At 71.8% G+C, this 25,918-nt stretch carries 21 protein-coding genes; 9 read left to right on the forward strand and 12 right to left on the reverse strand.

The window, feature by feature from the left end:
• Window positions 1–64: 64 nt before the first annotated feature.
• The 3 genes from ACFWEE_RS28605 to ACFWEE_RS28615 all read right to left on the reverse strand — a co-directional run bounded on the left by ACFWEE_RS28605 (window position 65) and on the right by ACFWEE_RS28615 (window position 5,797).
• Window positions 65–3,079, reverse strand: a complete 3,015-nt coding sequence (locus tag ACFWEE_RS28605; protein ID WP_386893402.1) for a bifunctional [glutamine synthetase] adenylyltransferase/[glutamine synthetase]-adenylyl-L-tyrosine phosphorylase — start codon at window positions 3,077–3,079, stop codon at window positions 65–67.
• Between the two features lie 103 nt (window positions 3,080–3,182).
• Window positions 3,183–4,013 (reverse strand): putative protein N(5)-glutamine methyltransferase, encoded by an 831-nt coding sequence (locus ACFWEE_RS28610; RefSeq protein WP_386893403.1) that lies wholly within the window; start codon window positions 4,011–4,013, stop codon window positions 3,183–3,185.
• A gap of 284 nt (window positions 4,014–4,297) precedes the next feature.
• A complete protein-coding gene (locus tag ACFWEE_RS28615) occupies window positions 4,298–5,797 on the reverse strand; it encodes an MDR family MFS transporter (protein ID WP_386893436.1) in 1,500 nt (499 codons plus the stop codon).
• Window positions 5,798–6,116: 319 nt separating this feature from the next.
• Between ACFWEE_RS28615 and ACFWEE_RS28620 the strand changes: the two genes are divergently transcribed.
• The gene (locus ACFWEE_RS28620) at window positions 6,117–6,707 is read left to right on the forward strand and encodes a TetR family transcriptional regulator (RefSeq protein WP_386893405.1); all 591 of its coding nucleotides are present in this window, start codon (window positions 6,117–6,119) and stop codon (window positions 6,705–6,707) included.
• A 19-nt stretch (window positions 6,708–6,726) separates the two neighbouring features.
• Here the strand turns inward: ACFWEE_RS28620 and ACFWEE_RS28625 are convergent, their stop codons facing one another.
• The 4 genes from ACFWEE_RS28625 to ACFWEE_RS28640 form a co-directional block, all read right to left on the reverse strand.
• The gene (locus ACFWEE_RS28625) at window positions 6,727–7,101 is read right to left on the reverse strand and encodes a YrdB family protein (protein WP_386893406.1); all 375 of its coding nucleotides are present in this window, start codon (window positions 7,099–7,101) and stop codon (window positions 6,727–6,729) included.
• A gap of 238 nt (window positions 7,102–7,339) precedes the next feature.
• Window positions 7,340–8,128, reverse strand: coding sequence for a hypothetical protein (locus ACFWEE_RS28630; protein ID WP_386893407.1), 789 nt, complete (start codon window positions 8,126–8,128; stop codon window positions 7,340–7,342).
• Between the two features lie 304 nt (window positions 8,129–8,432).
• Entirely contained in the window at window positions 8,433–8,690 is a 258-nt protein-coding gene (locus tag ACFWEE_RS28635; RefSeq protein WP_386893408.1) for a hypothetical protein, read from the reverse strand.
• A 322-nt stretch (window positions 8,691–9,012) separates the two neighbouring features.
• The gene (locus ACFWEE_RS28640) at window positions 9,013–9,837 is read right to left on the reverse strand and encodes a GAF domain-containing protein (protein WP_386893410.1); all 825 of its coding nucleotides are present in this window, start codon (window positions 9,835–9,837) and stop codon (window positions 9,013–9,015) included.
• Between the two features lie 315 nt (window positions 9,838–10,152).
• Between ACFWEE_RS28640 and ACFWEE_RS28645 the strand changes: the two genes are divergently transcribed.
• Window positions 10,153–10,932, forward strand: coding sequence for a class I SAM-dependent methyltransferase (locus ACFWEE_RS28645; RefSeq protein WP_386893412.1), 780 nt, complete (start codon window positions 10,153–10,155; stop codon window positions 10,930–10,932).
• Between the two features lie 152 nt (window positions 10,933–11,084).
• On the opposite strand, the gene glnA is transcribed toward ACFWEE_RS28645, so the two are convergent.
• A complete protein-coding gene (gene glnA / locus ACFWEE_RS28650) occupies window positions 11,085–12,446 on the reverse strand; it encodes a type I glutamate--ammonia ligase (protein WP_266703648.1) in 1,362 nt (453 codons plus the stop codon).
• Between the two features lie 243 nt (window positions 12,447–12,689).
• On the opposite strand from glnA, the gene ACFWEE_RS28655 reads away from it, so the two are divergent.
• The 4 genes from ACFWEE_RS28655 (at window position 12,690) to ACFWEE_RS28670 (ending at window position 16,839) form a co-directional block, all read left to right on the forward strand.
• Window positions 12,690–13,409, forward strand: a complete 720-nt coding sequence (locus ACFWEE_RS28655) for a DUF3105 domain-containing protein (protein WP_386893414.1) — start codon at window positions 12,690–12,692, stop codon at window positions 13,407–13,409.
• Window positions 13,406–14,248, forward strand: a complete 843-nt coding sequence (locus ACFWEE_RS28660) for a DUF305 domain-containing protein (RefSeq protein WP_386893416.1) — start codon at window positions 13,406–13,408, stop codon at window positions 14,246–14,248. Before ACFWEE_RS28655 ends, ACFWEE_RS28660 begins: the two co-directional genes overlap by 4 nt.
• Before the next feature lie 206 nt (window positions 14,249–14,454).
• On the forward strand, window positions 14,455–14,880 hold the full coding sequence (locus tag ACFWEE_RS28665; protein WP_386893417.1) for a CBS domain-containing protein: 426 nt from the start codon (window positions 14,455–14,457) through the stop codon (window positions 14,878–14,880).
• A gap of 189 nt (window positions 14,881–15,069) precedes the next feature.
• Window positions 15,070–16,839: an NAD+ synthase gene (locus tag ACFWEE_RS28670; protein WP_386893418.1), complete on the forward strand. Its 1,770-nt coding sequence runs from the start codon at window positions 15,070–15,072 to the stop codon at window positions 16,837–16,839.
• A gap of 108 nt (window positions 16,840–16,947) precedes the next feature.
• Here ACFWEE_RS28670 and ACFWEE_RS28675 read toward each other — a convergent pair whose 3' ends face one another.
• The 4 genes from ACFWEE_RS28675 to ACFWEE_RS28690 all read right to left on the reverse strand — a co-directional run bounded on the left by ACFWEE_RS28675 (window position 16,948) and on the right by ACFWEE_RS28690 (window position 22,506).
• Window positions 16,948–18,186 (reverse strand): MFS transporter, encoded by a 1,239-nt coding sequence (locus ACFWEE_RS28675; protein ID WP_386893420.1) that lies wholly within the window; start codon window positions 18,184–18,186, stop codon window positions 16,948–16,950.
• A 383-nt stretch (window positions 18,187–18,569) separates the two neighbouring features.
• Entirely contained in the window at window positions 18,570–19,595 is a 1,026-nt protein-coding gene (locus ACFWEE_RS28680) for an endonuclease/exonuclease/phosphatase family protein (protein ID WP_386893422.1), read from the reverse strand.
• 243 nt (window positions 19,596–19,838) lie between these two features.
• Entirely contained in the window at window positions 19,839–20,729 is an 891-nt protein-coding gene (locus tag ACFWEE_RS28685) for a TetR/AcrR family transcriptional regulator C-terminal ligand-binding domain-containing protein (protein ID WP_386893423.1), read from the reverse strand.
• A gap of 166 nt (window positions 20,730–20,895) precedes the next feature.
• Window positions 20,896–22,506, reverse strand: a complete 1,611-nt coding sequence (locus tag ACFWEE_RS28690; RefSeq protein WP_386893425.1) for an MFS transporter — start codon at window positions 22,504–22,506, stop codon at window positions 20,896–20,898.
• A gap of 237 nt (window positions 22,507–22,743) precedes the next feature.
• On the opposite strand from ACFWEE_RS28690, the gene panB reads away from it, so the two are divergent.
• The 3 genes from panB (at window position 22,744) to ACFWEE_RS28705 (ending at window position 25,855) form a co-directional block, all read left to right on the forward strand.
• Complete coding sequence (gene panB, locus ACFWEE_RS28695) at window positions 22,744–23,634, forward strand: 3-methyl-2-oxobutanoate hydroxymethyltransferase (protein WP_386893427.1); 891 nt, start codon at window positions 22,744–22,746, stop codon at window positions 23,632–23,634.
• A gap of 356 nt (window positions 23,635–23,990) precedes the next feature.
• Window positions 23,991–25,010, forward strand: coding sequence for an ATP-binding cassette domain-containing protein (locus ACFWEE_RS28700; RefSeq protein ID WP_386893429.1), 1,020 nt, complete (start codon window positions 23,991–23,993; stop codon window positions 25,008–25,010).
• Window positions 25,007–25,855, forward strand: coding sequence for an ABC transporter permease (locus tag ACFWEE_RS28705; protein ID WP_386893430.1), 849 nt, complete (start codon window positions 25,007–25,009; stop codon window positions 25,853–25,855). Before ACFWEE_RS28700 ends, ACFWEE_RS28705 begins: the two co-directional genes overlap by 4 nt.
• Window positions 25,856–25,918: the final 63 nt, after the last annotated feature.

Here is a 25,918-nt window from a genome sequence, read left to right on the forward strand (position 1 = left end):
GCCCGCGCTCCCCTTTCCGGGACGTGCGGACGCCCGCGCTCCCCGGGTGTGGCGACGCCCGCGCTCACGCTCCGTAGAACCGCTCGTCCACCACCGCGCGCGCCCGGCGGGTGATGCGCCGGTAGTCGTCGAGCATGGTTCCCGCGGTCCCCGGTTCGTAGCCGAGGTAGCGGCCGACCGCGGCGAGCTCGCGGGGGCTGGACGGGAAGGTGTCCCCGGGGCGCCCGCGGACCAGCATCACGGCGTTGCGGACCCGGGTGGCCAGCACCCACGCCTCGTCGAGGATGCTCACCTCGTCGGCCGGGATCAGCCCGGCCGCGCCGGCCGCGGCCAGCGCCTCGCGGGTCCTGGTCGTACGGAGGCCGGGCTCCGCCCAGCCGTGCTGCATCTGCATCAGCTGCACGGTCCACTCCACGTCGCTGAGGCCGCCCCGGCCCAGCTTGGTGTGGAGGGTCGGGTCGGCGCCGCGCGGCAGGCGTTCGGACTCCATGCGGGCCTTGAGCCGGCGGATCTCGCGCACCGCGTCGTCACCGAGCCCCTCCGCCGGGTAGCGGAGCGGGTCGATCACGTCGATGAAGGCGCGTCCGAGATCCTCGTCGCCCGCCACCGGTTCGGCGCGCAGCAGGGCCTGGCTCTCCCAGACGAGCGACCAGCGGCGGTAGTACGCCTCGTACGACTTCAGGGAGCGGACCATCGGGCCGCTCTTGCCCTCGGGCCGCAGGTCGGCGTCGATCAGCAGCGGCGGGTCGGCGGTGGGCAGCTGGAGGAGCCTGCGCATCTCGGCGATCACCGTGTTGGCGGCGCGGGTGGCCTCCTCGTCGCTCACCCCCTCGCGGGGGGCGTGCACGAAGAGCACGTCGGCGTCGGAGCCGTAACCGAGCTCGTGCCCGCCGAAGCGGCCCATGCCGATGACGGCGAACCGGGTCGGCAGGGTGTCGCCCCACTGGGCGCGGACGGCGGCGCGCAGGGCGCCGGCCAGGGTGGCGGCGTTGAGGTCGGTGACGGCGGAGCCGATCCGGTCGGCGAGGGCTCCGTGGTCGGGCTCGGCCGGGTTCTCCTCGGTGCCGTAACTGCCGATGAGGTCCGCTGCCGTCGTACGGAAGAGCTCGCGCCGGCGCACGCCGCGTACGACGGCGACCGCCGACTCCGCGTCGGGCGCCCGGCCGACGGCGGCCAGCACCTCCTGGTCCAGGTGCTCACGGCTGCGCGGGGCGAGGCCCCCCGGGTCGCCGAGGATGGCGACGGCCTCCGGCGCCCGCATCAGCAGGTCCGGGGCGAGCCGCCCGGCGGAGAGCACCCGGGCGAGGTTCTCGGCCGCCGCGCCCTCGTCGCGGAGCAGCCGCAGGTACCAGGGGGTGCGGCCCAGCGCGTCGGAGACCTGGCGGAAGCCGAGGAGCCCGGCGTCCGGGTCGGCGGAGTCGGCGAACCAGCCGAGCAGCACCGGCAGCAGCGTCCGCTGGATCGCCGCCTTGCGGGAGACCCCGGACGACAGGGCCTCCAGGTGCCGGAGCGCGGCGGCCGGGTCGGCGTACCCGAGGGCTTCCAGGCGGGTCCCCGCCGCCTTGGCGGAGAGCCGGCTCTCGCCGGGCGCGAGCTGGGCGACGGCGTCCAGCAGCGGCCGGTAGAAAAGCTTCTCGTGCAGCTTGCGGACGACCGAGGCGTGCCGTTTCCACGCCCGGTTCAGCTCGGTCACCGGGTCGGTGCGCAGCCCCAGCGAGCGGCCGAGCCGCCGCAGATCGGCCTCGGCCTCGGGGACGAGGTGGGTGCGGCGCAGCCGGTAGAGCTGGATGCGGTGCTCCATGAGACGCAGGAAGCGGTAGGCGTCGTCGAGCTGGGCGGCGTCCGCGCGGCCCACGTAACCGCCCTCGGCGAGCGCCCGCAGCGCCTCCAGGGTGGTGCCGCTGTGCAGGGAGGCGTCGCTGCGGCCGTGCACCAACTGGAGCAGCTGCACGGCGAACTCGACGTCGCGCAGTCCGCCGGGGCCGAGCTTCAGCTCCCGGTCGACGCGGTCGGCGGGGATGTTGTCGACGACCCGGCGGCGCATCTTCTGCACGTCCGGGACGAAGTTCTCCCGGTCGGCGGCGTGCCACACCAGGGGGGCGACGGCGTCCACGTACGCGGCCCCGAGCTCCGGATCGCCGGCCACCGGGCGGGCCTTGAGCAGCGCCTGGAACTCCCAGGTCTTCGCCCATCGCTGGTAGTAGGCGAGGTGGGAGGAGAGGGTGCGCACCAGGGGGCCGTTGCGGCCTTCGGGGCGGAGGTTGGCGTCGACGGGCCAGATGGTGCCCTCGACGGTGGTGTCGGAGCAGATCCGCATCATGTGGGAGGCGAGCCGGCCGGCCGCCCGCATGGCCGCCGTCTCGCTCTCCGCGGTGGCGTCCGCGCCGACGGGTTCGCCGACGAAGATGACGTCGACGTCGGAGACGTAGTTCAGCTCGTGGCCGCCGCACTTGCCCATCGCGACGACGGCGAGGCGGCAGACCGCCGCGTCCTGCGGGTTCGCGGTACGGGCGATGGCGAGCGCCGCCCGCAGGGTGGCCGTCGCGAGGTCGGCCAGCTCGGCGGCGGTCTGGGCGAGGTCGGTGGTGCCGCAGACGTCCCTGGCCGCTATGGCCAGCAGGCACCGGCGATAGCCGACGCGCAGCGAGTCGGGGTCCGTGGCCTCTTTGAGGCAGCGCTCGAACTCGGGCACCCCGGGGTGCAGGTCGGCCGCCTCGTAGGTGACCAGCTCCTTCCAGTCGTCCGGGTGGCGGGCGAGATGGTCGCCGAGGGCCTCGGAGGCGCCGAGGACACCGAGCAGCCGGTCCCGCAGCGGCTTCGCGGTCACCACGGTGTCGAGCAGCAGCCGCTGCTCGTCCTCCGGCTGCGCCTCGACGATCCGTACGAGGCCCCGCAGCGCCAGGTCCGGGTCGGCGGAGGCACCGAGCGCCTCCACGAGGACCGGGTCCGACCGTACGGCCGTGAGCGCGGGCAGCTGCAGCAGCCGTTCCGCGCCCGAGGGGTCCGTGAAGCCGTGGCGCAGCAGCCTGGTGAAGGTGCTGCTCCTGCGCCCCGGATTCGGTACCGGCACCGTCGTCATACCGTGCTCTCCTGCCCCGCGAACCCCGCGTGTGGTGGGGGTTCGAGCGTAGCCCCGTGCCGGTGGGTTCGTCCCGGGGGCGGGGGGCCGGGAGCCGTCACGGTCACGGTCGCCGGGGCCGGGTGCCGATGACGACGGTGGCCCAGAGCTCGTCGGAGGTCGCCGTACGGGCGTCGAGACCGCCGCCCCGGACGGTGGCGAGCGCGCTCTCCGCCTGGCGTTCGCTCGTCTCCATGAGGAGGCTGCCGCCGGGCGCGAGCCACCCCGGGGCGGCGGCGACCACGCGGCGCATCACGTCCAGCCCGTCGTCGCCGCCGTCGAGGGCGACCAGCGGTTCGTGGTCGCGGGCCTCGGACGGCAGCAGGGCCACGTCGCCGGTCGGTACGTACGGGACGTTGGCGAGGAGTACGTCGATCCGGCCCCGCAACCCGGCGGGCAGCGCGGTGAAGAGGTCTCCCTCGTGGACCTGGCCGACGCCGTCGAGGTTGCGCCGGGCGCACCGTACGGCAGCCGGTTCCACGTCGCAGGCGTGCAGCTCCACCCGCCCGAGGACCCGGGCGAGCGCGGCGCCGAGGGCGCCGGAGCCGCAGCAGAGGTCGACGACGACGGGGGTGCGCGCGGTGCGGCTCCCGGCGCCGTGACCGGTGGTGCCGCCGACGGTGGCGGCGGCCTGGTCGACGAGGAACTCGCTGCGGCGGCGGGGCACGAAGACCCCCGGGTCGACGGCGACCCGCAGCCCGTGGAACCCGGCCCAGCCCAGGACGTGTTCGAGGGGCAGCCCCTCGGCGCGGCGCCGGACCATGGCGGCGGTCTCGGCCGGTGAGCCGGCGGTGGAGAGGATCAGTTCCGCTTCGTCCTCGGCGAAGACACAGCCGGCGGTACGGAGCGCGGTGACGATCGTGGAGCGGGAGAGCGGAGGAGGAAGAACCGACATGACGGAGCCTTTCGGAAGCCGATGGGCGCTCCGCGTTCGCTCACGTCCGGTGGACGTCGCGACCGTACGGGGTGAGCACCCAGCCTGACGCAGCGGTAATGGGAGCTCACCTCCTCGGTCCTGGTCCCCGTGCGGGGACGGTGCCCCTGTGTCGGGGCGGTTCCCCTGTGCGGGGGTGCCGGTCACACTACCGCAGTCCCACGGGGGCCGGACGCGCCCGTGCCCGCACCGGACCGGATCAGATCGGGGTGCGGGCACGGGTCTTGAGGGATCCGGGCTGTCCGTCAGAGGTCCACGCTGTCGCGGAGCTTCGTCGGGGTCAGGAAGGACGCCGCCAGCACACCGACGACGGCGATGCACGCGGCGATGAGGAAGATGTGGCCGGTCGCGTCCCCGTAGGCGGCGCGGACCACCTCCTGGATCTGCGGCGGCATCGCCTTCAGGTTGAGCGTGGACCCGCCGGAGGAGGAGGCGGCCGGGTCGATGCCGAGCTTCTTCAGCCCCTCGGTGATCTTCGTGGTGACCTGGGCGGCGAGCACCGCGCCGAGCACGGAGACGCCCATGGTGCCGCCGAGCGACCGGAAGAAGGTGATCGCCCCGCTGGCCGCGCCGAGTTCCCTGAGCGGCACGGTGTTCTGGAGGACCAGCACGAGGTTCTGCATCGACATGCCGACACCGGCGCCGACCGCGAACATGCCCGCCCCCACGAAGACCAGGTTCGTGGTGTGGTCGATGGTCGACAGGGCGAGGAAGCCGAGGGTGAGGACGATGACACCGGTGAGGATGAACGGCTTGACCTTGCCCGTACGGGAGACGAGCCGGCCCGCGATCGTGGAGGAGAGCAGCACGCCGAACATCAGCGGGATGGTGAGCAGGCCGGACTGGATCGGCGAGTAGCCGCGGCCGGTCTGGAAGTACTGGCCGAGGAAGACGGCGCCGCCGAACATGGCCATGCCGACGGAGAGGCTCGCGACGATGGCGAGCGCGGGGTCCCGGCGGCGGACGACGTGGAGCGGTACGACGGGCTCCTTGACCCGCGCCTCCACGAAGACGGCCGCACCGAGGATCAGCAGGCTGCCGGCGACCATCGCGGCGGACTGCCAGGAGATCCAGTCGAAGTCGTCGCCGACGAAGGTGACCCAGAGCAGCAGGAGGCTGACGCCGGCGGCTATCAGGGAGGCGCCGAGGTAGTCGACCTTGGCGTCCGGGCGGCGCTTCTCCACCAGGTGCAGGGTGCGGGCCAGCATCACGAAGGCGACCACGGTGAACGGCACGGTGATGAAGAAGCACCAACGCCAGCCGAGCCACGAGGTGTCGGTGATGAACCCGCCCAGCAGCGGGCCGCCGACGGTGGCGACGGCCATGACGCCGCCGAGGTAACCGTTGTACCGGCCGCGCTCCTTGGGGCTGATCATCGCCCCGATGATCACCTGGACGAGCACCTGCACCGCGCCCATGCCGAGGCCCTGGATGACCCGGAAGGCGATCAGCTGGCCGGTGGACTGGGCGAATCCGCAGGCGACGGAGGAGACGACGAAGAGGCAGATGGCCGTCTGCAGCAGCAGCTTCTTGCTGAAGAGGTCGGCGAGCTTGCCCCAGATCGGGGTGGAGGCGGTGGACGCCAGCAGGGTGGCGGTGACCACCCAGGTGTACTGGGACTGCGTGCCGTTGAGCGCCCCGATGATCTGCGGGAGCGCCACGGAGACGACGGTGCTGCTGGTCAGGGCGACGAAGAGCACGAGAAGCAGACCGCTCAGCGCCCGCAGCACCTCGCGGTGCGTCATCGGCACGGCTTCGGTCGGCGTGGCCGTTTCTGCGCTCACGCGCAACCTCCGGATTTTCGTAGGGAGATGGACGAACGTCGACGGGCGCACCCCGGTCGGGGGCGCCCCGGACGGGCGCTTCCCGTGAACTCACGGGTCAGGCCCCGGAGTTCATGACTCAGGCCGAGGGGCATTTCCCGCGGGGCGGAGCGAGGCACCCAACACCCCGGCCTGGCGCGCGGAACGACAGGAACAAGATGACAGGAACACTTCACCATACATGCACCATGGGCAATCTTGCCGCGTGCGCAATAATCAACGGCCAAGGGACAATGGCCCGATGGAGAACTCTGTGGGACTGCGGGAGCGCAAGAAGGAAGCCACCCGTCAGGCGGTGCACGAGGCCACACTGAGGCTGACCGTCGAGCACGGCTTCGACCACGTCACGGTGGAAGCGGTCGCGGACGCGGCCGGCATCTCGCGCAGAACCTTCTCCAACTACTTCACCAACAAGGAGGACGCCCTCCTCTACGGGGAGGAACGGCAGATCAGAGCGCTGGTCCGCCTGGTGCACGACCGCCCCGCCACCGAGCCCGCCTGGACCGCCCTGCGCGCCGCGATGCTCCAGTTCACGGACCGGCGACCGCCCCTGAACCGCGAATGGGCCGTCCACACCCGACTCGCCCTGCGCCATCCCTCCCTGCTGGCACGCCAGTTGGCCAACCACGCGGCACTCGAACGCGACCTCGCCGAAGCCGTCGCCGACCGCCCCGGCCCCACGGCCCGCCCGGTACGCCCCCTGATCCTGGCGGCGGGCTTCCTCTCGTCCCTGCGGATCGCGATGCGCACCTGGATCGAAGAGGCCCCGGACCGCGAGCCGTCCGAGCTGATCGCGGAGATCCTGGAGGAGATGGGGCGCAGCTTCGAGTGAGGGCCGGACCGCGGCCCGGTCAGGCGGCCTGTCCGGCACGCGCGCGGGCGCGCCGGTCCATGGTCAGCAGCGTGGTGTTGGCCGCCACCACGGCGGCGTACGACAGGGCCGACACGGTGCCGCCCCGGTCGTACAGGGCGGCCACCGCGCACACGAAGACGAGCACCTTGACCGCTACGACCCCCGCGACCGGCAGGGTGTACCGCGCCTTGGGCGAGGCGAACATCCCCCAGACGACCGCCGCCACCACCGGAAGCCCCACGGCGAGAACGATCCGCAGCACCGCGTTCCCGGAGGCGTGCCACCCCCAGCGGGCGAACGCGACGAGCGCGACGACCTCCACGAAGAACGCCAGCAGCTCGTTGACCGTGCGCACGGGGGTGGGGAGTCTCATCGGGGGCCTTCCGGCGGAGAACGGAGAGGGGCGGGTGTCGGGAGTAGGACTCCTCGGGCGGGTGCGGGGTTGCCCTGGCGGGGGCCTGGCATCCCACAGACGTACGCCGTCTTCGCTCCGAAGGGACGGCCCTCGATGTCGAGCCCCACGCGGAACGGCTCCCACTCGACCCGGCGTTCCGGATGGAGGGGAGGCGCACGGACGCTCCAACAGTCACTCCTGCCCGTTCACGGACGGATCAGTAGTGCCAGCGGTTCCTGCCGGACGAGAAGCCGCACGTGATCGCCCGCCCGGCCTCGTCCGTGGTGGTCGCACCCACGTCGGCGTTCCGGCAGAACTGACCGGCGCGGTAGCAGTTGCCCGCGTTGGAGCGGATGCTGCACACCTGCGTCGTGGTCGCGCTGCCGCCGGTCGCCGTACTGCCGCCCGAACTGCCGCTGCTCCCACCGCTCTTCGACGTACCGCCGCCGGAGCTGCCGCTGCCGCCGGACGAGGAGGACCCGCCACCGGTCGCCGTACTGCCGGACGAACCACTGGACGATCCACTGGACGACGAGGCGGTCGGCGGGTTCGAGCAGGACTCGCTCACGCCCACGATCGTGAAGGCGACCTTCGTGGACGTGCTGTACGTGCCCGGGGACGGACTCTGCGCGCACACCTTCCAGTTGGAGGTGTGCACCACGGAGCGGTGCAGTTCGCTCGCGTCGGAGTACGTCACCGAGGCGACGTGGTGGGCGCGGGCGTCCGCCACGGCCTTGGCGAGGTTCCATCCGCCGTAACTGCCCACCGCCGCCTCGACGACCGGCTTCTCGGAGGGAGTCGCGGACGGCGAAGCCGTGGCCGTCGGTGACTCCGAAGCGGACGTGCTCGGGGACGCCGTGGCCGAAGCCGTGGGCCGCGTGCTCACCGACGTCGCACCGGTGTCCTGGTCCCCGTCCGAGCACCCCGCGAGACCGACGGCGAGGGCCACCAGCCCGGCCACCAGGCCGCCGTAGGTCCGGCGGCCCTTCCTCATGTTGTTCCTCATGCCCCGGGCACCGTTCGATCCTGACGATCTCGGCGCATACCGAAGAGACATGCCACCCCCCTGGGTTCTCGTTCTCGGCAGGTGGCGCGACCGGGCCATCGGCGTGTGCCGCGCCGGATGCGCGTCGGAACCCGACGCGACGCCACTGCGGAGGCCAGACTAGAGGAGATCTAGATGATTTTATGAGGATCTTGTGAAGTTTATTTCGCTGCCGTACGACCGCGCCTCCGAGAAGCCGTCCTCCGCTTGCTCCACGCCCCTCGACCACGCGGCGCGGTCCGGGCCTCTCGCGTCCGGCCGCTCCTCACCGGGACGTGCGGGTCCGACGCCGGTGCAGATACCAGCGAAGGGGCAACCAGCAGGCGCACACGCCCGAAAGCGCGTACACATAGACGCTTTGCGACGTGTATCCGGCGCGATGGACCAGGACGGCGGAGCTTGCGACCCCCAGGACGACCACGAGGATGCAGAGGTTCTCCCATCCGCGCGTTCCGCTCTCCGCCGCCACGCGCGCCTCGAAGTCCTGGCGGCCCAGGTGCTCGTACCGACGAGCGGTTTCCATGGCCGCGGAGGTTTCCCGGGGGTGGCGTTCGGGCGAGGGCTCGGATCGTCGGCGCTCCCGCCGGGGCAGCCGGGGCAGCCGGACTTGAGCGAGCAGTTCCGCGACGACGTAGAGGACTGCGGCTGCCGCGGAAAGCAGGCGCCGCCACCGGGATATCGGTTCCGGCGGGACCTGCTCCTCGGAGAGCGGGTCCGGGGAGGCTTGGTCCGGAGGAACCTGGTCCGGAGGAACCTGGTTTCCCCGGTCCGGAGAACCCCGGTCCGGGGGCACCGGGTCCGGGGGTGTCGAAGCCGGGGGGCTGCCTGCCATGGGTCGGGTCCCTTCACTTCGTGAGGGCGAAGGTCGCGGCGAGCAGCCCGGCCACCGACTGCATCAGCACGACGTGCTCGGCGGTCAGATCGGTTTCCAGGGGGGCGTCGACTATGAGGACGCCGTATTCCTCGCTGCCCGCGGCGACGGCCACGGCGATGACGGACTTGTAGGTCGGACTGAACGGATCGATGCGGCTCACGTATCCGGTGGCCGCCCCCACGTGGAAGGGGGTTCTGCTCTCCAGGATGTCGTGCAGCAGATGAGATCCCGCAGCCCCGTCGATGGTCGTCCGAGGGCCGGGGGACGCACCGGCCCAGTCGTCGAGCGTGAACTCGTGTCTGGTTCTGGGCGTCTCCAGCCGGTAGTAGGAGCAGCGCGCCCTGGGGAGCCCCGAGCTGGGATCGGGATCGGCCGTGAGCACGGCCGCACCGGTGAGTACCGAGGTCCTCACCGTCGTCCACTGCGCGGTCTGAGCGGTGGCCAGCGCGGGGGGCGCGGCGGCGCCGCCGAAGGCAGCGGCGTACTGCTGCGCCAGCTCACCGAGCGCTGTCGACAGCGGCTGGAGCGTGCTGTTGTAGGTGACACCCAGCGTGCGCGCGGCGCGGGCCACCTGCTGGCGGGCCTTCGCCTTCTCCCGCTCGTTGAGCGCCGCGTCGGCGGCGGTCACGAGGACGACGACGAAGGCCGCGACACTGCCGAGTTGCAGCATGAGTTCTCTGTCTTTGAAGTTCTCTTCGCCGGCCTTCACCGACGTGGCGAACACGACGGCACCGAGGAAGCTGGAGAAGAGGAGGAGCAGCGCCTTGGTCGCGTACCTGGCCAGCCATGTCTTCATCGACCCTCCGTACACCATGCGGTCCCACCAGTCGCCCGCTGACCGGTGGAGCGCGGAGAGGGCTGAACCGTGCAGAGCCAGGACATTCAACAGCGCATCCTAGCTTGCCGGTTGGGACCGTGATGGGCAGAAACCCACCCACTTCTGCCGTCCTGGCGCGGTGGCCCACGGGCGGCCCGGAGCGTCGCTGCTTGCACCTCACTTGAGCGCGCACGCGTCCGCAGCGAGAAGGGCATCCGCTGGGGAGGCCGGAGTCTGGCCACCGCAGACCAAAATCGCGCGCCCGCCTGGCAGTCACGCCCTATGGTGGCGCACATGTCCGAATCCTCGACCAGGGACTTCTACGACGAGCTGGCCCGCGACTACCACCTGATCTTCCGGGACTGGGATGCGAGCATGGCGCATCAAGCTCAGGTGCTGGACGAGCTCCTGCACGCGCGTCTGGGGCCGGGACCGCACAGCATCCTGGACTGCTCGTGCGGGATCGGGACCCAAGCGATCGGACTGGCCCTGGGCCGGCACGAAGTCATCGGCAGCGACCTGAGCCCTCTCGCAGCCGCACGAGCCGCAGCCGAAGCGGCAGCCCGTGGCGTCAGCCTTCCGGCAACCGCCGCGGACATGCGTCAACTGCCCTTCACGTCGTCGGCCTTCGACGTCGTCCTGTGCGCCGACAATTCGCTCCCGCACCTGCTGTCCGCGCGGGACCTCCGGGCGGCGCTCATCGGCATGCGCCGCGTGCTCCGGGACGACGGACTGCTGGTGATCACCCTCCGGGACTACGACGACGCCCGCCTGGCCAAACCCACGGCGACACCACCCCAGGTCTCCGAGACCCCCGACGGCCCGGTGATCAACTTCCAGCTCTGGCACTGGCACGAGGACGGCGAGCGCTACGACCTTGAGCACTTCCAACTCACCCAGGCGCAGAACACCTGGAATGTTCGAGTCCGCCGCACCACCTACTGGGCACTGACCCGCCGACAGCTGACGGAGTTCGTCACCGATGCCGGCTTCACCAGCCTGACCTGGCACACCCCGGCCTCCAGCGGGTACTACCAGCCGGTACTCACCGCTCAGCGTGCTTCATCCCCGTAGTGGAGCAGGCGCGCATCCGGTCCGGCTCGCGGCGACCGCCACGGCAACCGGTGAACGTTGTCGGTCACGGCACTGGAACGACTTCGGGCCGACGGCGGGAGACCGTCGGCCCGAAGCCACGCGCAAGCGCCGTACCAGCGCTGACCAGCCCTTTACAGCACCGGCAGCAGCGCCTTCCGCTCGAACGCGGTGACCTCGCTGCGGTACTCCTCCCACTCGCGCTTCTTGTTGCGGAGGAAGAAGTCGAAGACGTGCTCGCCGAGCGTCTCCGCGACGAGTTCGCTCTTCTCCATCAGGGAGATGGCCTCGCCGAGGTTCTGCGGGAGGGGCTCGATGCCCATCGCGCGGCGCTCGGAGTCGGAGAGGGCCCAGACGTCGTCGTCGGCGCCGGCCGGGAGTTCGTAGCCCTCCTCGATGCCCTTGAGGCCCGCCGCGAGGAGGACCGCGTAGGTGAGGTAGGGGTTGGCACCGGAGTCGATGGAGCGGACCTCGACGCGCGCGGAGCCGTTCTTGCCGGGCTTGTACATGGGGACGCGGATGAGCGCGGAGCGGTTGTTGTGGCCCCAGCAGATGTACGAGGGGGCTTCGCCGCCGGCTCCGGCGCTGCGGGCGGAGCCGCCCCAGATGCGCTTGTAGGAGTTGACCCACTGGTTGGTGACGGCGGAGATCTCGGCGGCGTGGCGGAGCAGGCCCGCGATGAAGGAGCGGCCGACCTTGGAGAGCTGGTACTCGGCACCGGACTCGTAGAAGGCGTTGCGGTCGCCCTCGAAGAGGGAGAGGTGGGTGTGCATGCCCGAACCCGGGTACTCCGAGAACGGCTTCGGCATGAAGGTGGCCTGCACGCCCTGCTCCAGCGCGACCTGCTTCATGACGAGGCGGAACGTCATGATGTTGTCGGCGGTGGAGAGCGCGTCGGCGTACCGCAGGTCGATCTCCTGCTGGCCGGGGGCGCCCTCGTGGTGGCTGAACTCGACGGAGATGCCCATCGATTCGAGCATGGTGATCGCCTGGCGGCGGAAGTCCATGCCGACGTTCTGCGGGGTGTGGTCGAAGTAGCCGGAGCTGTCGGCCGGGGTGGGCCGGGTGCCGTCGACCGGCTTGTCCTTCAGCAGGAAGAACTCGATCTCGGGGTGGGTGTAGAAGGTGAACCCGAGGTCGGACGTCTTGGCGAGGATGCGCTTGAGGACGAAACGGGGGTCCGCGAAGGACGGCGATCCGTCCGGCATCAGGATGTCGCAGAACATGCGGGCGGTGCCGGGGGCCTCCGCGCGCCAGGGCAGGATCTGGAAGGTTCCCGGGTCCGGCTTGGCGATCATGTCCGATTCGTACACCCGGGCAAAGCCCTCGATCGCCGAGCCGTCGAAGCCGATGCCCTCGTCGAAGGCCTGTTCCAGCTCGGCCGGAGCGACGGCGACGGACTTGAGGAACCCGAGGACATCGGTGAACCACAGTCGTACGAACCGGATGTCACGTTCCTCAAGCGTCCTGAGGACGAATTCCTGCTGCTTGTCCATAGCCACATCCTTGCAGTTCAGACGGTCCGCGCACCACCGCCCGGGATAGGGGAGTCACTCCAGTATCACGACCCGGGATTTCACCCAGATTACGCACACGGTGTGAGAGAGAGCACGCGGCCACCCACTACGATCGGCGGCCCCCATGTGCTGGGGCACGGGCGTACGCGCAACCGGCTCTCGCACAGGGGTCCATGCGACTCGTTCGCTCCCTCCCGGCTCCTCGCAGAAGGACTCGACACCATGAGCCTTTCCCCGCCGCCTCCCCAGGTTCCGACGCCCCCGGCCCCGCTCCCCCAGCGGCGCCGCACGGTGGGCGGCAGGGTCCTGGCCATAGCGGCGGGCGTGGCCGTCGTCGCAGGTCTGGTGGGGTTCGGCGGCTCCGGGGTGCTGGAAGGACCGGCCTCGCGGGCCGGTCTGACGGCCGGTGCGGCCGGGAAGACCGGGCCGGCCGAGGACGCCAAGCCGGGCGGTGCGGAGCCCTCGCGGGCGGCCGGCGCGTCGGCGGTACCGGCGATCCGGGGCGTGAAGTCCTGGGACGCCACCACGCTCACCCGCAACCACGTGACCCACGAGGTGCACTATCCGATGACGCCTCCGGTGGGCGGTGACCACAACCCGACCTGGATGAACTGCGACGGCGACGTATACAAAACACCGCTCGCGGACGTGAACGCCGTCCACTCCCTGGAGCACGGCGCGGTGTGGATCACGTACAACGGCAGCGCGTCCACCGACGCCGTGCGCAAGCTCGCCGACCGGGTCGGGGAGACCCCGTTCACGCTGCTCAGCCCCTATCCGGGACAGTCCGGCGCCCTCATGCTCAGCGCCTGGGGGAAGCAGCTCACCGTGGACGGCCCGGACGACGCGCGGGTGGACCAGTTCCTCGCGGCGTACGTCCAGGGCCCGCAGACCCCGGAGCCCGGCGCGCCGTGCACGGGCGGTCTGGCGGCTCCCCGATGACCGGCGGTACGGCGCGCACGACGCGCCCGCGCTGGGTGGCGGCCGGAGTTCTGACGCTCGCGGTGCTGGTCGGAGGCGGTACGGCGGCGCTCGTGACCGCCCGCTCCGAGGGTGCGCGCGAGCAGGGCGAGGCGCGGACACCGGGGTACGCGCAGGGGTACGGGCAGGGGTCCGACCCGGGGCAGGGCCTCCCGGCGGTGGACTCGGCGGACGCCGGGTTCGCGCAGGACATGGCCGTCCACCACCAGCAGGCGGTGGAGATGTCGTTCGTGGTGCGGGACGGTACGCGCGACGAGGACGTGCGCCGCCTCGCGTACGACATCGCCCACACCCAGTCCAACCAGCGCGGGATGCTGCTCGGCTGGCTCGACCTGTGGGGACTGCCGAAGATCGCCCCGCCCGGACGGACCATGGCGTGGATGGGCGCCCAGGACGCCGCGTCCTCGTCGGACGGGACGGACCGGACGGCGGGCACGGACCACGACATGGCCGGGACGGACCACCCGGAGGGCATGGCCGCCGTGGACACCATGGACGGCATGGACGGCATGGGGCAGGGCGCGGCCCGCCCCGGGACCGGTCCGCGGATGGCCGGCATGGCCACCCGCGCCGAGCTGAAGCGGCTCGGCGCCGCGCGGGGACGGGCCGCCGAGGTGCTGTTCCTCCAGCTGATGACCGACCACCACAAGGGCGGTATCGCCATGGCCCGCAGCTGTGCGGAGCGGTGCGCGGTACCGGCCGAGCGGCGGCTCGCGCACGGCATGGTGGACGCCCAGCAGGCCGAGCTGGACCTGATGGCGCAGCTGCTCGCCGAACGGGGGGCGCGGCCCCGCGACTGAGCGCCCGCCGCACCCGCCCCTCACCGCCCCTCACCCGCCCGTACGGTTCCGCACCCACGGACGAGTGAGGGGCTTCGCACGTTCCGCACTCACTCGAATGGGTGATATCGCTCGGCGGCGGGTCGTGCCGCCGAGGACGATGGAGGATGGACTCGGGGCCGTACGGGGGTGTGCTCAGGCACGGATCGGTACGCAGGAGGAACCCCATGACCACGGCGAAGGACATCATGCATCCCGGCGCCACCTGGATTCCGGCGCACGAGACGCTCGACCGCGCCGCCCAGATGATGCGCGACCACGGGGTGGGCTCGCTGCCCGTCTCCGCCGAGGGCGCCAAGGACCGGATGGTCGGGATCATCACCGACCGGGACATCGTGGTCGCCTGCGTGGCGAGCGGTCACGATCCGGCGGAGGTGACGGCGGGCGACCTCTGCCACGGGACGCCGCGCTGGATCGACTCCGGCGCCGGGGTGGACGCGGTGCTGGAGGAGATGCAGTCGCACCGCATCCGGCGGCTCCCGGTGGTCGAGGACAAGAAGCTGGTCGGCATGATCAGCGAGGCGGACCTGGCGCAGCACCTCAGCGAGGACCAGATCGCCGACTGGGCGGGCCAGGTCTACGCACGCGGCTGACCGACCCCGGGCCGGCCGGCCCCCGAGAGCGCGACGGGCCGGACCCACGGAGCGCGGCGGGCCAACTCCGCTCAGCAGGGCCGGAATCCCCGCCCCCGGGACAGGGCCCGCCCCCGGGACAGGGCCCACCCCTTAGGACATCGCGCCACCCCCAGGACATCGCGTCAGTAAGACGATTACACTGCGGGCGTGCCTCAACTACGCCTCGCACTCAACCAGATCGACTCGACCGTCGGCGATCTCACCGGCAACGCCGAGGCGATCGTCCGCTGGACCCGGCACGCCGCCGAGCAGGGTGCCCATTTCGTGGCGTTCCCCGAGATGGTGCTGACCGGCTATCCCGTGGAGGACCTGGCCCTGCGGTCGTCCTTCGTCGAGGCCTCGCGGTCGGCGCTGCGCGCGCTCGCCGCCCGGCTCGACGCGGAGGGGTTCGGCGAACTGCCGGTGCTCGTCGGCCATCTCGACCGCTCCGAGCACCCCGCTCCCCGGTACGGACAGCCCGCCGGTTCGCCGCGCAACGCGGCGGCGGTGCTGCACCGGGGGCGGATCGCGCTGAACTTCGCCAAGCACCATCTGCCCAATTACGGGGTGTTCGACGAGTTCCGGTACTTCGTGCCGGGCGACTCGATGCCGATCGTGCGGGTGCACGGCGTCGATGTGGCGCTCGCCATCTGCGAGGACCTCTGGCAGGACGGCGGGCGCGTCCCGGCGGCCCGCGCCGCGGGGGCCGGGCTGCTGCTGTCGGTCAACGCCTCCCCCTACGAGCGGGACAAGGACGACACCCGCCTCGAACTGGTCCGCAGGCGGGCCCGGGAGGCCGGGTGCACCACCGCGTACCTGGCGATGATCGGCGGCCAGGACGAGCTGGTCTTCGACGGCGACTCCCTCGTGGTGGACGCGGAGGGCGAAGTGATCGCCCGCGCACCGCAGTTCGCGGAGGGCAGCGTGATCCTCGACCTCGAACTGCCGGCCGCGGCGGCCGAGCCGCCGTCCGGGGAGGTGGGCGACGGGCTCCGTGTCGACCACGTCGTCCTTTCCGGTGAGCCGCTCCCGGCGTACGTCCCCGAACTGGCGGGCGGGTACGCCGAGCGGCTCGACGACGACGAGGAGCTGTACTCCGCGCTGGTCGTGGGCTTGCGCGCGTACGTCGCGAAGAACGGTTTCAGCAGTGTGCTGGTGGGGCTCTCCGGGGGCATCGACTCGGCGCTCGTCGCGGCGCTCGCCTGCGACGCGCTGGGGGCGGGACACGTGTACGGCGTCTCGATGCCGTCGAAGTACTCCTCGGACCACTCCCGGGACGACGCGGCCGAGCTGGCCCGACGTACCGGGCTGAACTACCGCACCGTGCCGATCGAGCCGATGTTCGACGCGTTCATGGGGGCGCTGGAGCTCACCGGGCTCGCCGAGGAGAACCTGCAGGCGCGGCTGCGCGGCACCACGCTGATGGCGCTCTCCAACCAGGAGGGCCGGATCGTGCTCGCGCCGGGCAACAAGTCGGAGCTGGCGGTGGGCTACTCGACGCTGTACGGCGACTCGGTCGGTGCGTACGGGCCGATCAAGGACGTCTACAAGACGTCGGTCTTCCGGCTGGCGAGGTGGCGCAACCGGGCCGCCGAGGAGCGCGGGCAGATCCCGCCGATCCCGGAGGCGTCGATCACCAAACCGCCCAGCGCCGAACTGCGGCCGGGGCAGGTGGACACCGACTCGCTGCCGGACTACGAGGTGCTGGACCGGATTCTGGAGCTGTACGTCGACCGGGACCAGGGCCGGGACGCGATCGTCGCGGCGGGCTTCGACGAGAAGCTGGTGGTCCGGACGCTGCGGCTGGTCGACACCGCCGAGTACAAGCGGCGGCAGTACCCGCCGGGCACGAAGATCTCGCCCAAGGGGTTCGGCAAGGACCGGCGGCTGCCGGTCACGAACCAGTGGCGCGAGATGTCCGCGAAGGACCTTCCGTAGAGGGACGTCCCGAGGAAGGACATTGTGTGGAACGGGAGCGGGCCGGAGCACGTGAACGACGTGGTCCGGCCCCTCCCGTGCGGGACCCCGCGGGCGCGGGGCGCCGCCTCACTCCCCCGGTGCGCTCCGTACGGCCCGGCGGCTGTCCGCGTCCGCCGCCGCGCCGGTCTCCTCCGTACGCCCGGCGACGACGCGCGACGGGCCTCGGTCGCGGTCCAGGACGGTCGCGGTGACCGCGATGCCGAGGCCGGCGACGGCGAGGGCCGCGCCGACCAGGGCGGGCGAGGTCCAGCCCCAGCCCGCCGAGATGGCCGCGCCGCCGAGCCAGGCGCCGCCCGCATTGGCCAGGTTGAACGCCGAGTGGTTGGAGGCGGAGGCCAGGGTGGGGGCGTCCTTCGCCTTGCGCATCACCAGCATCTGGAGCGGGGTCGTCGTCATGAAGCCGACCGCTCCGAGCAGGACCACCATCACCAGGGCCAGCCACTGCACGTGCACGGTGAGCGGGAAGAGCAGCAGCACGACGGTGAGCGCGCCCAGGGAGCCGAAGAGCGTCGGCCGCAGCGCGCGGTCGGTGAGCGGTCCGGCGGCGAGCGCGCCGAGGGTCATGCCGATGCCGAACAGGGCCAGCACGAGGGTGACCGAGGACTCGCCGAAGCCCATCGCCTCGGTGGTCATGGACGAGAGGTACGAGTACACGGCGAACACACCGCCGAAGCCGAAGACGGCGGTGAGCAGGCCGAGGATCACCTGGCGGTTGCCGAGCGCCCGCAGTTCGTGGCGTACGTCCTGGTGCTCGGCGACCGGGATTTGCGGGATCAGCCGGGCCAGGGCGGCCAGGGAGAGCAGCCCGATCACGGCCACCACGACGAACGTCGCACGCCAGCCGAGGTGCTGGCCGAGCAGGGTCGCCGCCGGTACGCCGACGATGTTGGCCACGGTCAGCCCGAGGAACATGCGTGCGACGGCACGCGCCTGACGGCCCTCCGGGACCAGACGGGCGGCGACGACCGCGCCGACGCCGAAGAACGCGCCGTGCGGCAGGCCCGCGACCAGGCGGCCCGCGACGAGCCAGCCGAAGCCGGGAGCGAAGGCGGAGGCGGCGTTGCCGAGGACGAAGAGCGACATCAGCAGCAGGAGCATCCGCTTGCGCGGCATGCGGGAGCCGAGGGCGGTGAGGAGCGGAGCGCCGAGCACGACGCCGATCGCATAGGCGGAGACGAGGTAACCGGCGGTGGGTACCGAGGTACCCAGGTCGTCCGCGACGTTGGGCAGCAGCCCCATCATCACGAACTCGGTGGTGCCTATGCCGAAGGCGCTCACCGCCAGGGCGAGCAAGGCCAGAGGCATGGGAAAGAACCTTTCAGCAGAAGGGCGCGCGCCTGCGCCCCGGGCGGACGGTCGGACCGTACGGGGACGTGGCGCAGCGGTCGGCCGTGCGGGCGTGCGCGCGGACCGGGCGGCGAGGGGGCGGGCGGAGGTCGAAAGGACGGGCGGCGGTGCTCCGGCGACTCTGCCAGGGGCTGTCCTCAGGCATGCTCAGGTCAGCAACCTGAACAAAGTGTGGCAGACAATCCGTTCCCGGAGGTGAACGGGTCGTTTCGACGGAGTCCGCCCCCGGCGTCGGCCGGACGTCGGCCGTCCCACGGTCCCTCGCCCCTCACCCGTCGGCCTTCACCGCACCCGCTCGCGCGGCCCCGGTCGGAGTGGGACGCGGTCGGAGCTGGACGCGGTCAGAGCTGGACGCGGGCGGCGATCGGCAGGTGGTCGCTGTCGGTCGCGGGAAGCGTCCACGAGGACATCGGCTCCACGCCCCGGACCATGATCTGGTCGATGCGGGCCATCGGGAACGCGGCGGGCCAGCTGAAGCCGAAGCCGTCGCCCGCGGCGCCCTGGGTGGACCGCATCTGCGAGGTGACGGCCCGCAGGGCGCGGTCGTTCATGGTGCCGTTGAGGTCGCCGAGGAGGACGACCCGGCTCAGCGGCTCGTCCGAGATGGCCTCGCCGAGGGCGTCGGCGCTGTTGTCCCGCTGGTTGGCGGTGAACCCGGCGTGCAGCTTGACGCGGACGGACGGCAGGTGGGCGACGTAGACGGCGACCTTGCCACCGGGGGCGGTGACGGTGGAGCGCATGGCCCGGACCCACCCCATCTTGATGTCCACGGGGCGTGTGTTGCTGAGCGGGTACTTGCTCCAGAGGCCGACGGTGCCCTGGACCGAGTGGTACGGGTAGGGGGCTTCGAGTGCCTTCTCGTACGCGGCGACCTGGCCGCTCGGCAGCTCCTGGAGGGCCACCACGTCCGCGCCGGAGCCGGCGACCTGTTCGGCGGTTCCGGCCGGGTCGGGGTTGCCGGCGTTCACGTTGTGCGTGGCGACGGTGAGGTTGCCGCCGGGGCCCGACTTGTCGTCGAGCAGCAGACCACCGAAGAGATTCAGCCACACCACCAGGGGCAGCAGCAGGGCGATGAGCGCCGTGGCGGAGCGTCGCACGAGGCCGAGGACCAGCAGGACGGGGAGGAGGACCCCGATCCACGGCAGGAAGGTCTCGGTGAGGCTGCCGAGGTTGCCGAGCCGGTTGGGGATCTCGGCGTGGAAGACCATCACCAGCATCACCAGGACCGAGCAGACCGCGAGCAGGATGCCGCGCCGCCAGATGCCCCGGTCCGCCTTCAGGCGGGCCAGACCGGCCCGGAAGCGGGAGCCGGCGCGCGGCGGCTCCGCGTTGTCGTTGCCGGTGTCCGCTCCGTACGCCTGCACCATCGCGCTTCCTCACTGCGTTGCCCTGCATGTCGCCGCGGACTCGACCCTAGGGGATCGGCGACCGTTTTCCCGCCGCCGGTGTCGGCGGCACGGAGAAGAGGACGACCGGAACGGGGCCATGGGTTCCGCTTTGTGCCGGACCGTCCGGGGCTGTGACCGACCCCTCATTTCCGGCCGGGCCGGTCCGGCGCGTCGGTACGCGCGTCCGGCGGCGCCCGGGGCGGTGGCGACGGGCGGTACGGCTCAGCCTCTGCGGGGGGCGCCGGGCGCGTCGCCGGGCGAGGACGGGGCGGCGGGACCGCCCGGACCGACGGGGCCGGGTGCGTCGCCGGGTCCGGGCGATCCTGCGGGGCCGGGTGCGTCGCCCGGTCCGGACGGACCGGCGGGGCGGGGTACCGGGGCCAGGCCCTGCATCAGGGCGTCGATGACCCGGTCGACGAGGTCGTCGGGGAGCGGTGCGTCGCGGCGGTGCAGTGTCCGTACGAGCATCGCGCCGATGAGCAGGTCGTCCATCAGCTCGACGTCGAGGTCGTCCCGCAGCTCGCCCGCCTCGACGGCGCGGCGGACCGCGTCGACCATCGCGGCGCGACGCGGCGCGATGACGGTGTCCTGGTACTCGGCCCAGAGCCGGGGGTGGCTCTTCATCTGCGCGAACACGTTGTGCAGCATGACCGACGAGCGCTGCGCCAGCCCCCGGGTGCGCTGGGACTCCATGAGCAGGCGCAGGTCGGCGAGTCCGGCGGTGCCGGAGACGACGGGGTCCGGCGGTTCCATGGCGCGGAGCACGTCGAGGAAGAGCTCTTCCTTGCCGTGCCAGCGGCGGTAGATGGTGGCCTTGCCGACCTTGGCGGTCCGGGCGATGCGTTCGATGGAGAGTCCGGCGAGGGGTTCTCCGGCCTCCAGGAGGGCGATGACGGCGTCCAGGATGGCCCGCTCGGCGGCGGCGCTGCGGGGGCGGCCCGGCCCCCGGTCGTGCTCGTGCGCCCGGGTGTGCTCCGGCTCGTGCGCCGGGTCCTCCTCCGGGCTCCGGCCCGGACCGGCGTGCGGACCGGGGGACGGGTCCCGCTCCGGACCTGGTTCCCGACCGTGCCCCAGGTCGTGCTCCGAGCCCTGCTCGCGCTCCTGATGCCGCACCCGATTCCGCCTCTCCTCGCCCGTACGACCGCTCCCCCGATTCTCGCCGACCGGAACCCCGCCCTCCCGCCGGGTCGCAGCCGCACCGGGCCTCGGCACGGCGAGACCCGGTGCGGCGGCGGATTCGGCGCGGCGGCCCCGTCGTCGGGCCGACGGGCCGACGGGGCTAGCTGCCCTGTCCGGCCGGGACCGGTGCGGGCTGCTCGGGGGTCTGCGGCCGGGGACCGGCGGCGGACTTGCCGGGCAGGAACAGCGCGACGACCACGGCGCCGACCAGCGCGATGGCGGCGGAGCCGAGGGCGGCGACGTGCATGGCGCCGATGAAGGCGTCGGAGGCGGCCACCGCGAGCGGCTTGCCGGCCGGGCCGAGCTTCGCGGCGACGCCGAGGGTGGCCTCGATCGACTCTCCGGCGACGTCCCGGGCTCCGGCCGGTACGGCCGAGAGGTGGCCCTCGATGTCACCCCGGTAGACGGTGGAGAGCACCGAGCCGAGCACGGCGATGCCGAGCGCCCCGCCGACCTGGCGGAAGGTGTTGTTGATGGCGGAACCGGCACCGGCCTTCTCGCGGGGCAGCGTCTGCATGATGGCGACGGTGACCGGCGGCATGATGTGCGCCATTCCGGTGCCCTGGACGAAGAAGACCACGCACAGCACCCAGACGGGCGTGTCGGCGTCGAACGCCGCGAAGGCGGCGAGCCCGGCGGCGACCAGGATCAGGCCCACGGTGCAGACCGCGCGGACGCCGAAGCGCTGGACGACGATCCGGGCGCGCGGCGAGAAGATCATCTGTGCGGCGGCGAGCGGCAGGACCAGCAGTCCGGACTGGAGCGCGGTGTAGCCGCGCACGCTCTGGAGGTAGAAGGCGGAGAAGAAGGTGACGCCCATCAGTGCGAAGAAGACCAGCGCGATGGCGGCGACGGCGGCGGAGAACGCCGGCTTCTTGAAGTGCGAGACGTCGAGCGCGGGGTGCTGGACGCGCTTCTCGTACAGGACGAAGGCGATCAGGACGGCCACGCCGCCGACGACCGGGGCGATCACGGTGACGTCGGTGAAGTCGGCGAGTTCGCCGCCCCGGATGATGCCGTAGACGAGCAGCACGAGGCCCACGACGGAGAGGACGACGCCCACCGGGTCGAGCCGGCCGGGCTTGGGGTCGCGCGAGTCCGGTACGAGGATCACCATCGCGACGAGCGCGACGAGGCCCACGGGCACGTTGACGAGGAAGATCGAGCCCCACCAGAAGTGCTCCAGCAGGAGTCCGCCGGTGATCGGGCCGATGGCGATGCCCAGGCCGACGCCGCCGGCCCAGATGCCGATGGCCTTGGGCTGTTCGGCGGGTTCGAAGACGTTCATCAGGATGGCGAGGGTGGCCGGCATCACGAAGGCGGCGCCGAGACCCATCACCGCACGCCAGGAGATGAGCTGGCCCGGCGTGTCGGAGAAGGCGGCGAGCGCGGAGCCGACGACGAAGACGGTGATGCCGCAGAGCAGCACGCGCTTGCGGCCGAGCCGGTCGCCGAGCAGGCCGGCGGTGAAGAGCAGGCCCGCGAAGACGAGCGTGTAGGAGTTGATCGCCCACTCCAGCTCGCTCTGGGTGGCGCCGATCCCGTCCGGGGCGGGACTGGCGATCGTCTTGACCGCGACGTTCAGGATCGAGTTGTCCAGCACCACGATGAGCAGGCTGAACATGAGCACGGCGAGAATGGCCCAACGGCGACGGTGGACCGCCTCCGGGACACGGGACACGGCGGCAGGCGCGCCGGACGGTATGGACATGGCGAAGAGCCTAGCGCCATTTCGATACGAGACCGTCTCGTATTGTAAAGTCTTTACCCTTCCGTCCTCCGCGCCCGTCCCTCCGTCCCTCCTCCGCACGCCCGTCCCCCGCCTCCCGAGGATCCGGCGGAAGGCGACCCGCGGGCCCACTTCCCGCGCACCGCCGGGGGATGCCACCATGGAAGGGATCCGGGGACGCCGTCAGGGCGCCTCGAGATGACGAAGGAGCCGTTGGCCATGTCGCTCAACGCTGCGCAGAATCAGTCTGCCCACCCCCCTGCCGGGACCTCCCCCACCGACAGCAGCAAGGCGCTGTACGGAGGAAAGAGCACCCGCCGCATCACCGTCCACGACATCGCCGCCGCCACCGCGCGCGGGGAGAAGTGGCCCATGCTGACCGCCTACGACGCGATGACCGCGTCCGTCTTCGACGAGGCCGGTATCCCGGTCCTGCTCGTCGGCGACTCCATGGGGAACTGCCACCTCGGTTACGACACCACCGTGCCCGTCACGATGGACGAGATCACCATGCTGTCGGCCGCCGTCGTACGGGGCACCAGGCGTGCCCTCGTCGTCGGCGACCTGCCCTTCGGCTCGTACCAGGAGGGCCCCGTCCAGGCGCTGCGCAACGCCACCCGGCTGGTCAAGGAGGCCGGGGTCGGCGCCGTGAAGCTGGAGGGCGGCGAACGCAGCCACGAGCAGATCCGGCTGCTGGTCGAGTCCGGCATCCCGGTCATGGGCCACATCGGCCTCACCCCGCAGTCGGTCAACGCCATGGGCTACCGGGTGCAGGGGCGCGGCGAGGAGGCCGCGCAGCAGCTGCTGCGGGACGCCAAGGCCGTACAGGACGCCGGGGCGTTCGCGGTCGTCCTGGAGCTGGTCCCCGCCGAGCTGGCCGCCGAGGTCACCGCCACCCTGCACATCCCGACCGTCGGGATCGGCGCGGGCAAGGAGACCGACGCCCAGGTGCTCGTCTACACCGACATGGTCGGCCTGACGGGCGGCAAGGTGCCGCGCTTCACCAAGCAGTACGCGAACCTGCGCCAGGTCATGGGTGACGCGGCGAAGGAGTTCGCGGGCGAGGTCGTCGGCGGTACGTTCCCGGCGCCGGAGCACATCTTCCACTGACGGCAACGGGCGGGACCCGCCCCCGGTGCCGCCTCCGCGGACGGCACGGCGGGCCCCGCCCCACGCCGCCCCGTCCCACCCCCGGCCGTACGGGCACCACCCGCCGCGCCGGTCACACAGCCACCTCCGGCACCACCGTCAGCCCGCCGACTTCCCCCATCGGCGGGCTGACGCACGCCCGGCGCACGCCCTGCGCGTGATCCGGCGTACGCCCGGCGTACGGCTGCCCGTGACGGCTTGTCGACTCCCTGTCGGCGATCCGTCGGTCGCGCCGGCAGAACATCGGCACCCGGAAATCCGTTCCACACCTTCGTTGTCGGCGATATATCGGTGAGCTGTCGGCCGTGCCTGGTCCCATGGTGGACATGACGCGAAACGACATGAACCCCGGGCGCGGAATCGCCATCGAAGTACGGGGGCTGGTGAAGCACTACGGCACCACCAAGGCACTCGACGGTGTCGACCTCGATGTACGCGAGGGCACCGTGCTCGGTGTGCTCGGTCCGAACGGCGCGGGCAAGACGACGCTCGTGCGCGCCCTCTCCACGCTGATCGTGCCGGACGCGGGTCACGCGACGGTCGCCGGGTACGACGTGGTCAAGCAGCCCCGGCAGCTGCGCCGCACCATCGGCCTGACCGGGCAGTACGCCTCCGTCGACGAGAAGCTCTCCGGCTGGGAGAACCTCTACATGATCGGCCGGCTCCTCGACCTGTCCCGCAAGGAGGCCCGCAGCCGGGCCGACGAGCTCCTGGAGCGGTTCTCGCTCACCGAGGCGGCCCGCCGCCCCGCGATGGACTACTCCGGCGGCATGCGGCGCAGGCTCGACCTGGCCGCCTCCATGATCGGCCGCCCGGCCGTCCTCTACTTGGACGAGCCGACCACGGGCCTCGACCCCCGTACCCGCAACGAGGTCTGGGACGAGGTGCAGCGGATGGTCGCCGAGGGGGCGACCGTGCTGCTCACCACCCAGTACATGGAAGAGGCCGAGCAGCTCGCCAGCGAGCTGACGGTGATCGACAAGGGCCGCATCATCGCGCGCGGCGGCGTCGACGAGCTGAAGGCGAAGGTCGGCGGCCGGACCCTCCAGATCCGCCCGTCCGACCCGGCCGACCTGCAGGCGATGGCCCGCGCCCTCCACGAGACCGGCCTCGACGGGGTCTCCGGCGCGCAGGCGGTCCCGGACGAGGGCCTGCTGTACGTACCGATCCTGAGCGACGAGCAACTGACCGCCGTCATCGGCCTGCTGGGCACCCGGGGCTTCTCCCTCGCCCACGTCGCCACCGCGCTGCCCAGCCTGGACGAGGTCTTCCTCGCCATCACCGGCGGCAAGTCCACCTCCGCCACCGCCCCGACAGACGAGGAGGTCGCCGCATGAGCACGACCACGCTGACGAAGTCCCCCACCGACCGGGTGCCGGTCCGGCCCCCGGCCGACGAGGGCAGGATCGGGCTGCGCGCCAACCTGCGCCACATCGGGGCCCTGACCCGGCGCAACCTGCTCCAGATCAAGAAGGATCCGGAGTCGATGTTCGACGCGCTCCTGATGCCGGTGATCTTCACGCTGCTCTTCACGTACGTGTTCGGCGGCTCGGTCGGCGGCTCCCTCGGCGGTGGCCGGGAGGAATACCTCAACTACCTGATCCCCGGCCTGATGGCCATGATGGGGATGAACATCGCCTCCGCGGTGGGCACCGGGGTCAACGACGACTTCCGCAAGGGCGTCATGGACCGGTTCCGCACGATGCCGATCGCCCGGTCCTCGGTGCTGATCGCGAAGATCGTGGTGGAGCTGGGCCGGATGATGGTCGCCACCGTCATCCTGCTGGTGATGGGTTTCGCGCTCGGCATGGAGATCCAGACCTCGTTCCTCGGTCTGCTCGAAGCCGTCGCGCTCTCGGCGGTGTTCGGCGCCGCCATCATGTGGATCTTCATCCTGCTCGGGCTGGCCATGAAGACGGCCCAGGCGGTCCAGGCGACGGGAATGCTGGTGCTGATGCCCCTGCAGTTCGGATCCTCCATCTTCGCGCCGACCCAGACGATGCCGGGCTGGCTGCAGACGTTCACCGAGTACAACCCGCTGTCGAACCTCGCCGACGCGGCGCGCGGCCTGATGATGGGCGGCCCGATCGCCCACTCGGTCTGGGTGACCCTCGCCTGGGCCGGCATCATCACCGTCGTGATGGCGCCGCTCGCCGTCGCCAAGTTCCGCAAGGCGACCTGACGGCCGGAACCCCGCGTGTCGCGCCGTCCGCCCCGCGCGGGGCGGACGGCGCGACACGCGGGG

The organism is Streptomyces sp. NPDC060184, from assembly GCF_042728795.1.
In the GTDB taxonomy this organism is placed as follows: domain Bacteria; phylum Actinomycetota; class Actinomycetes; order Streptomycetales; family Streptomycetaceae; genus Streptomyces.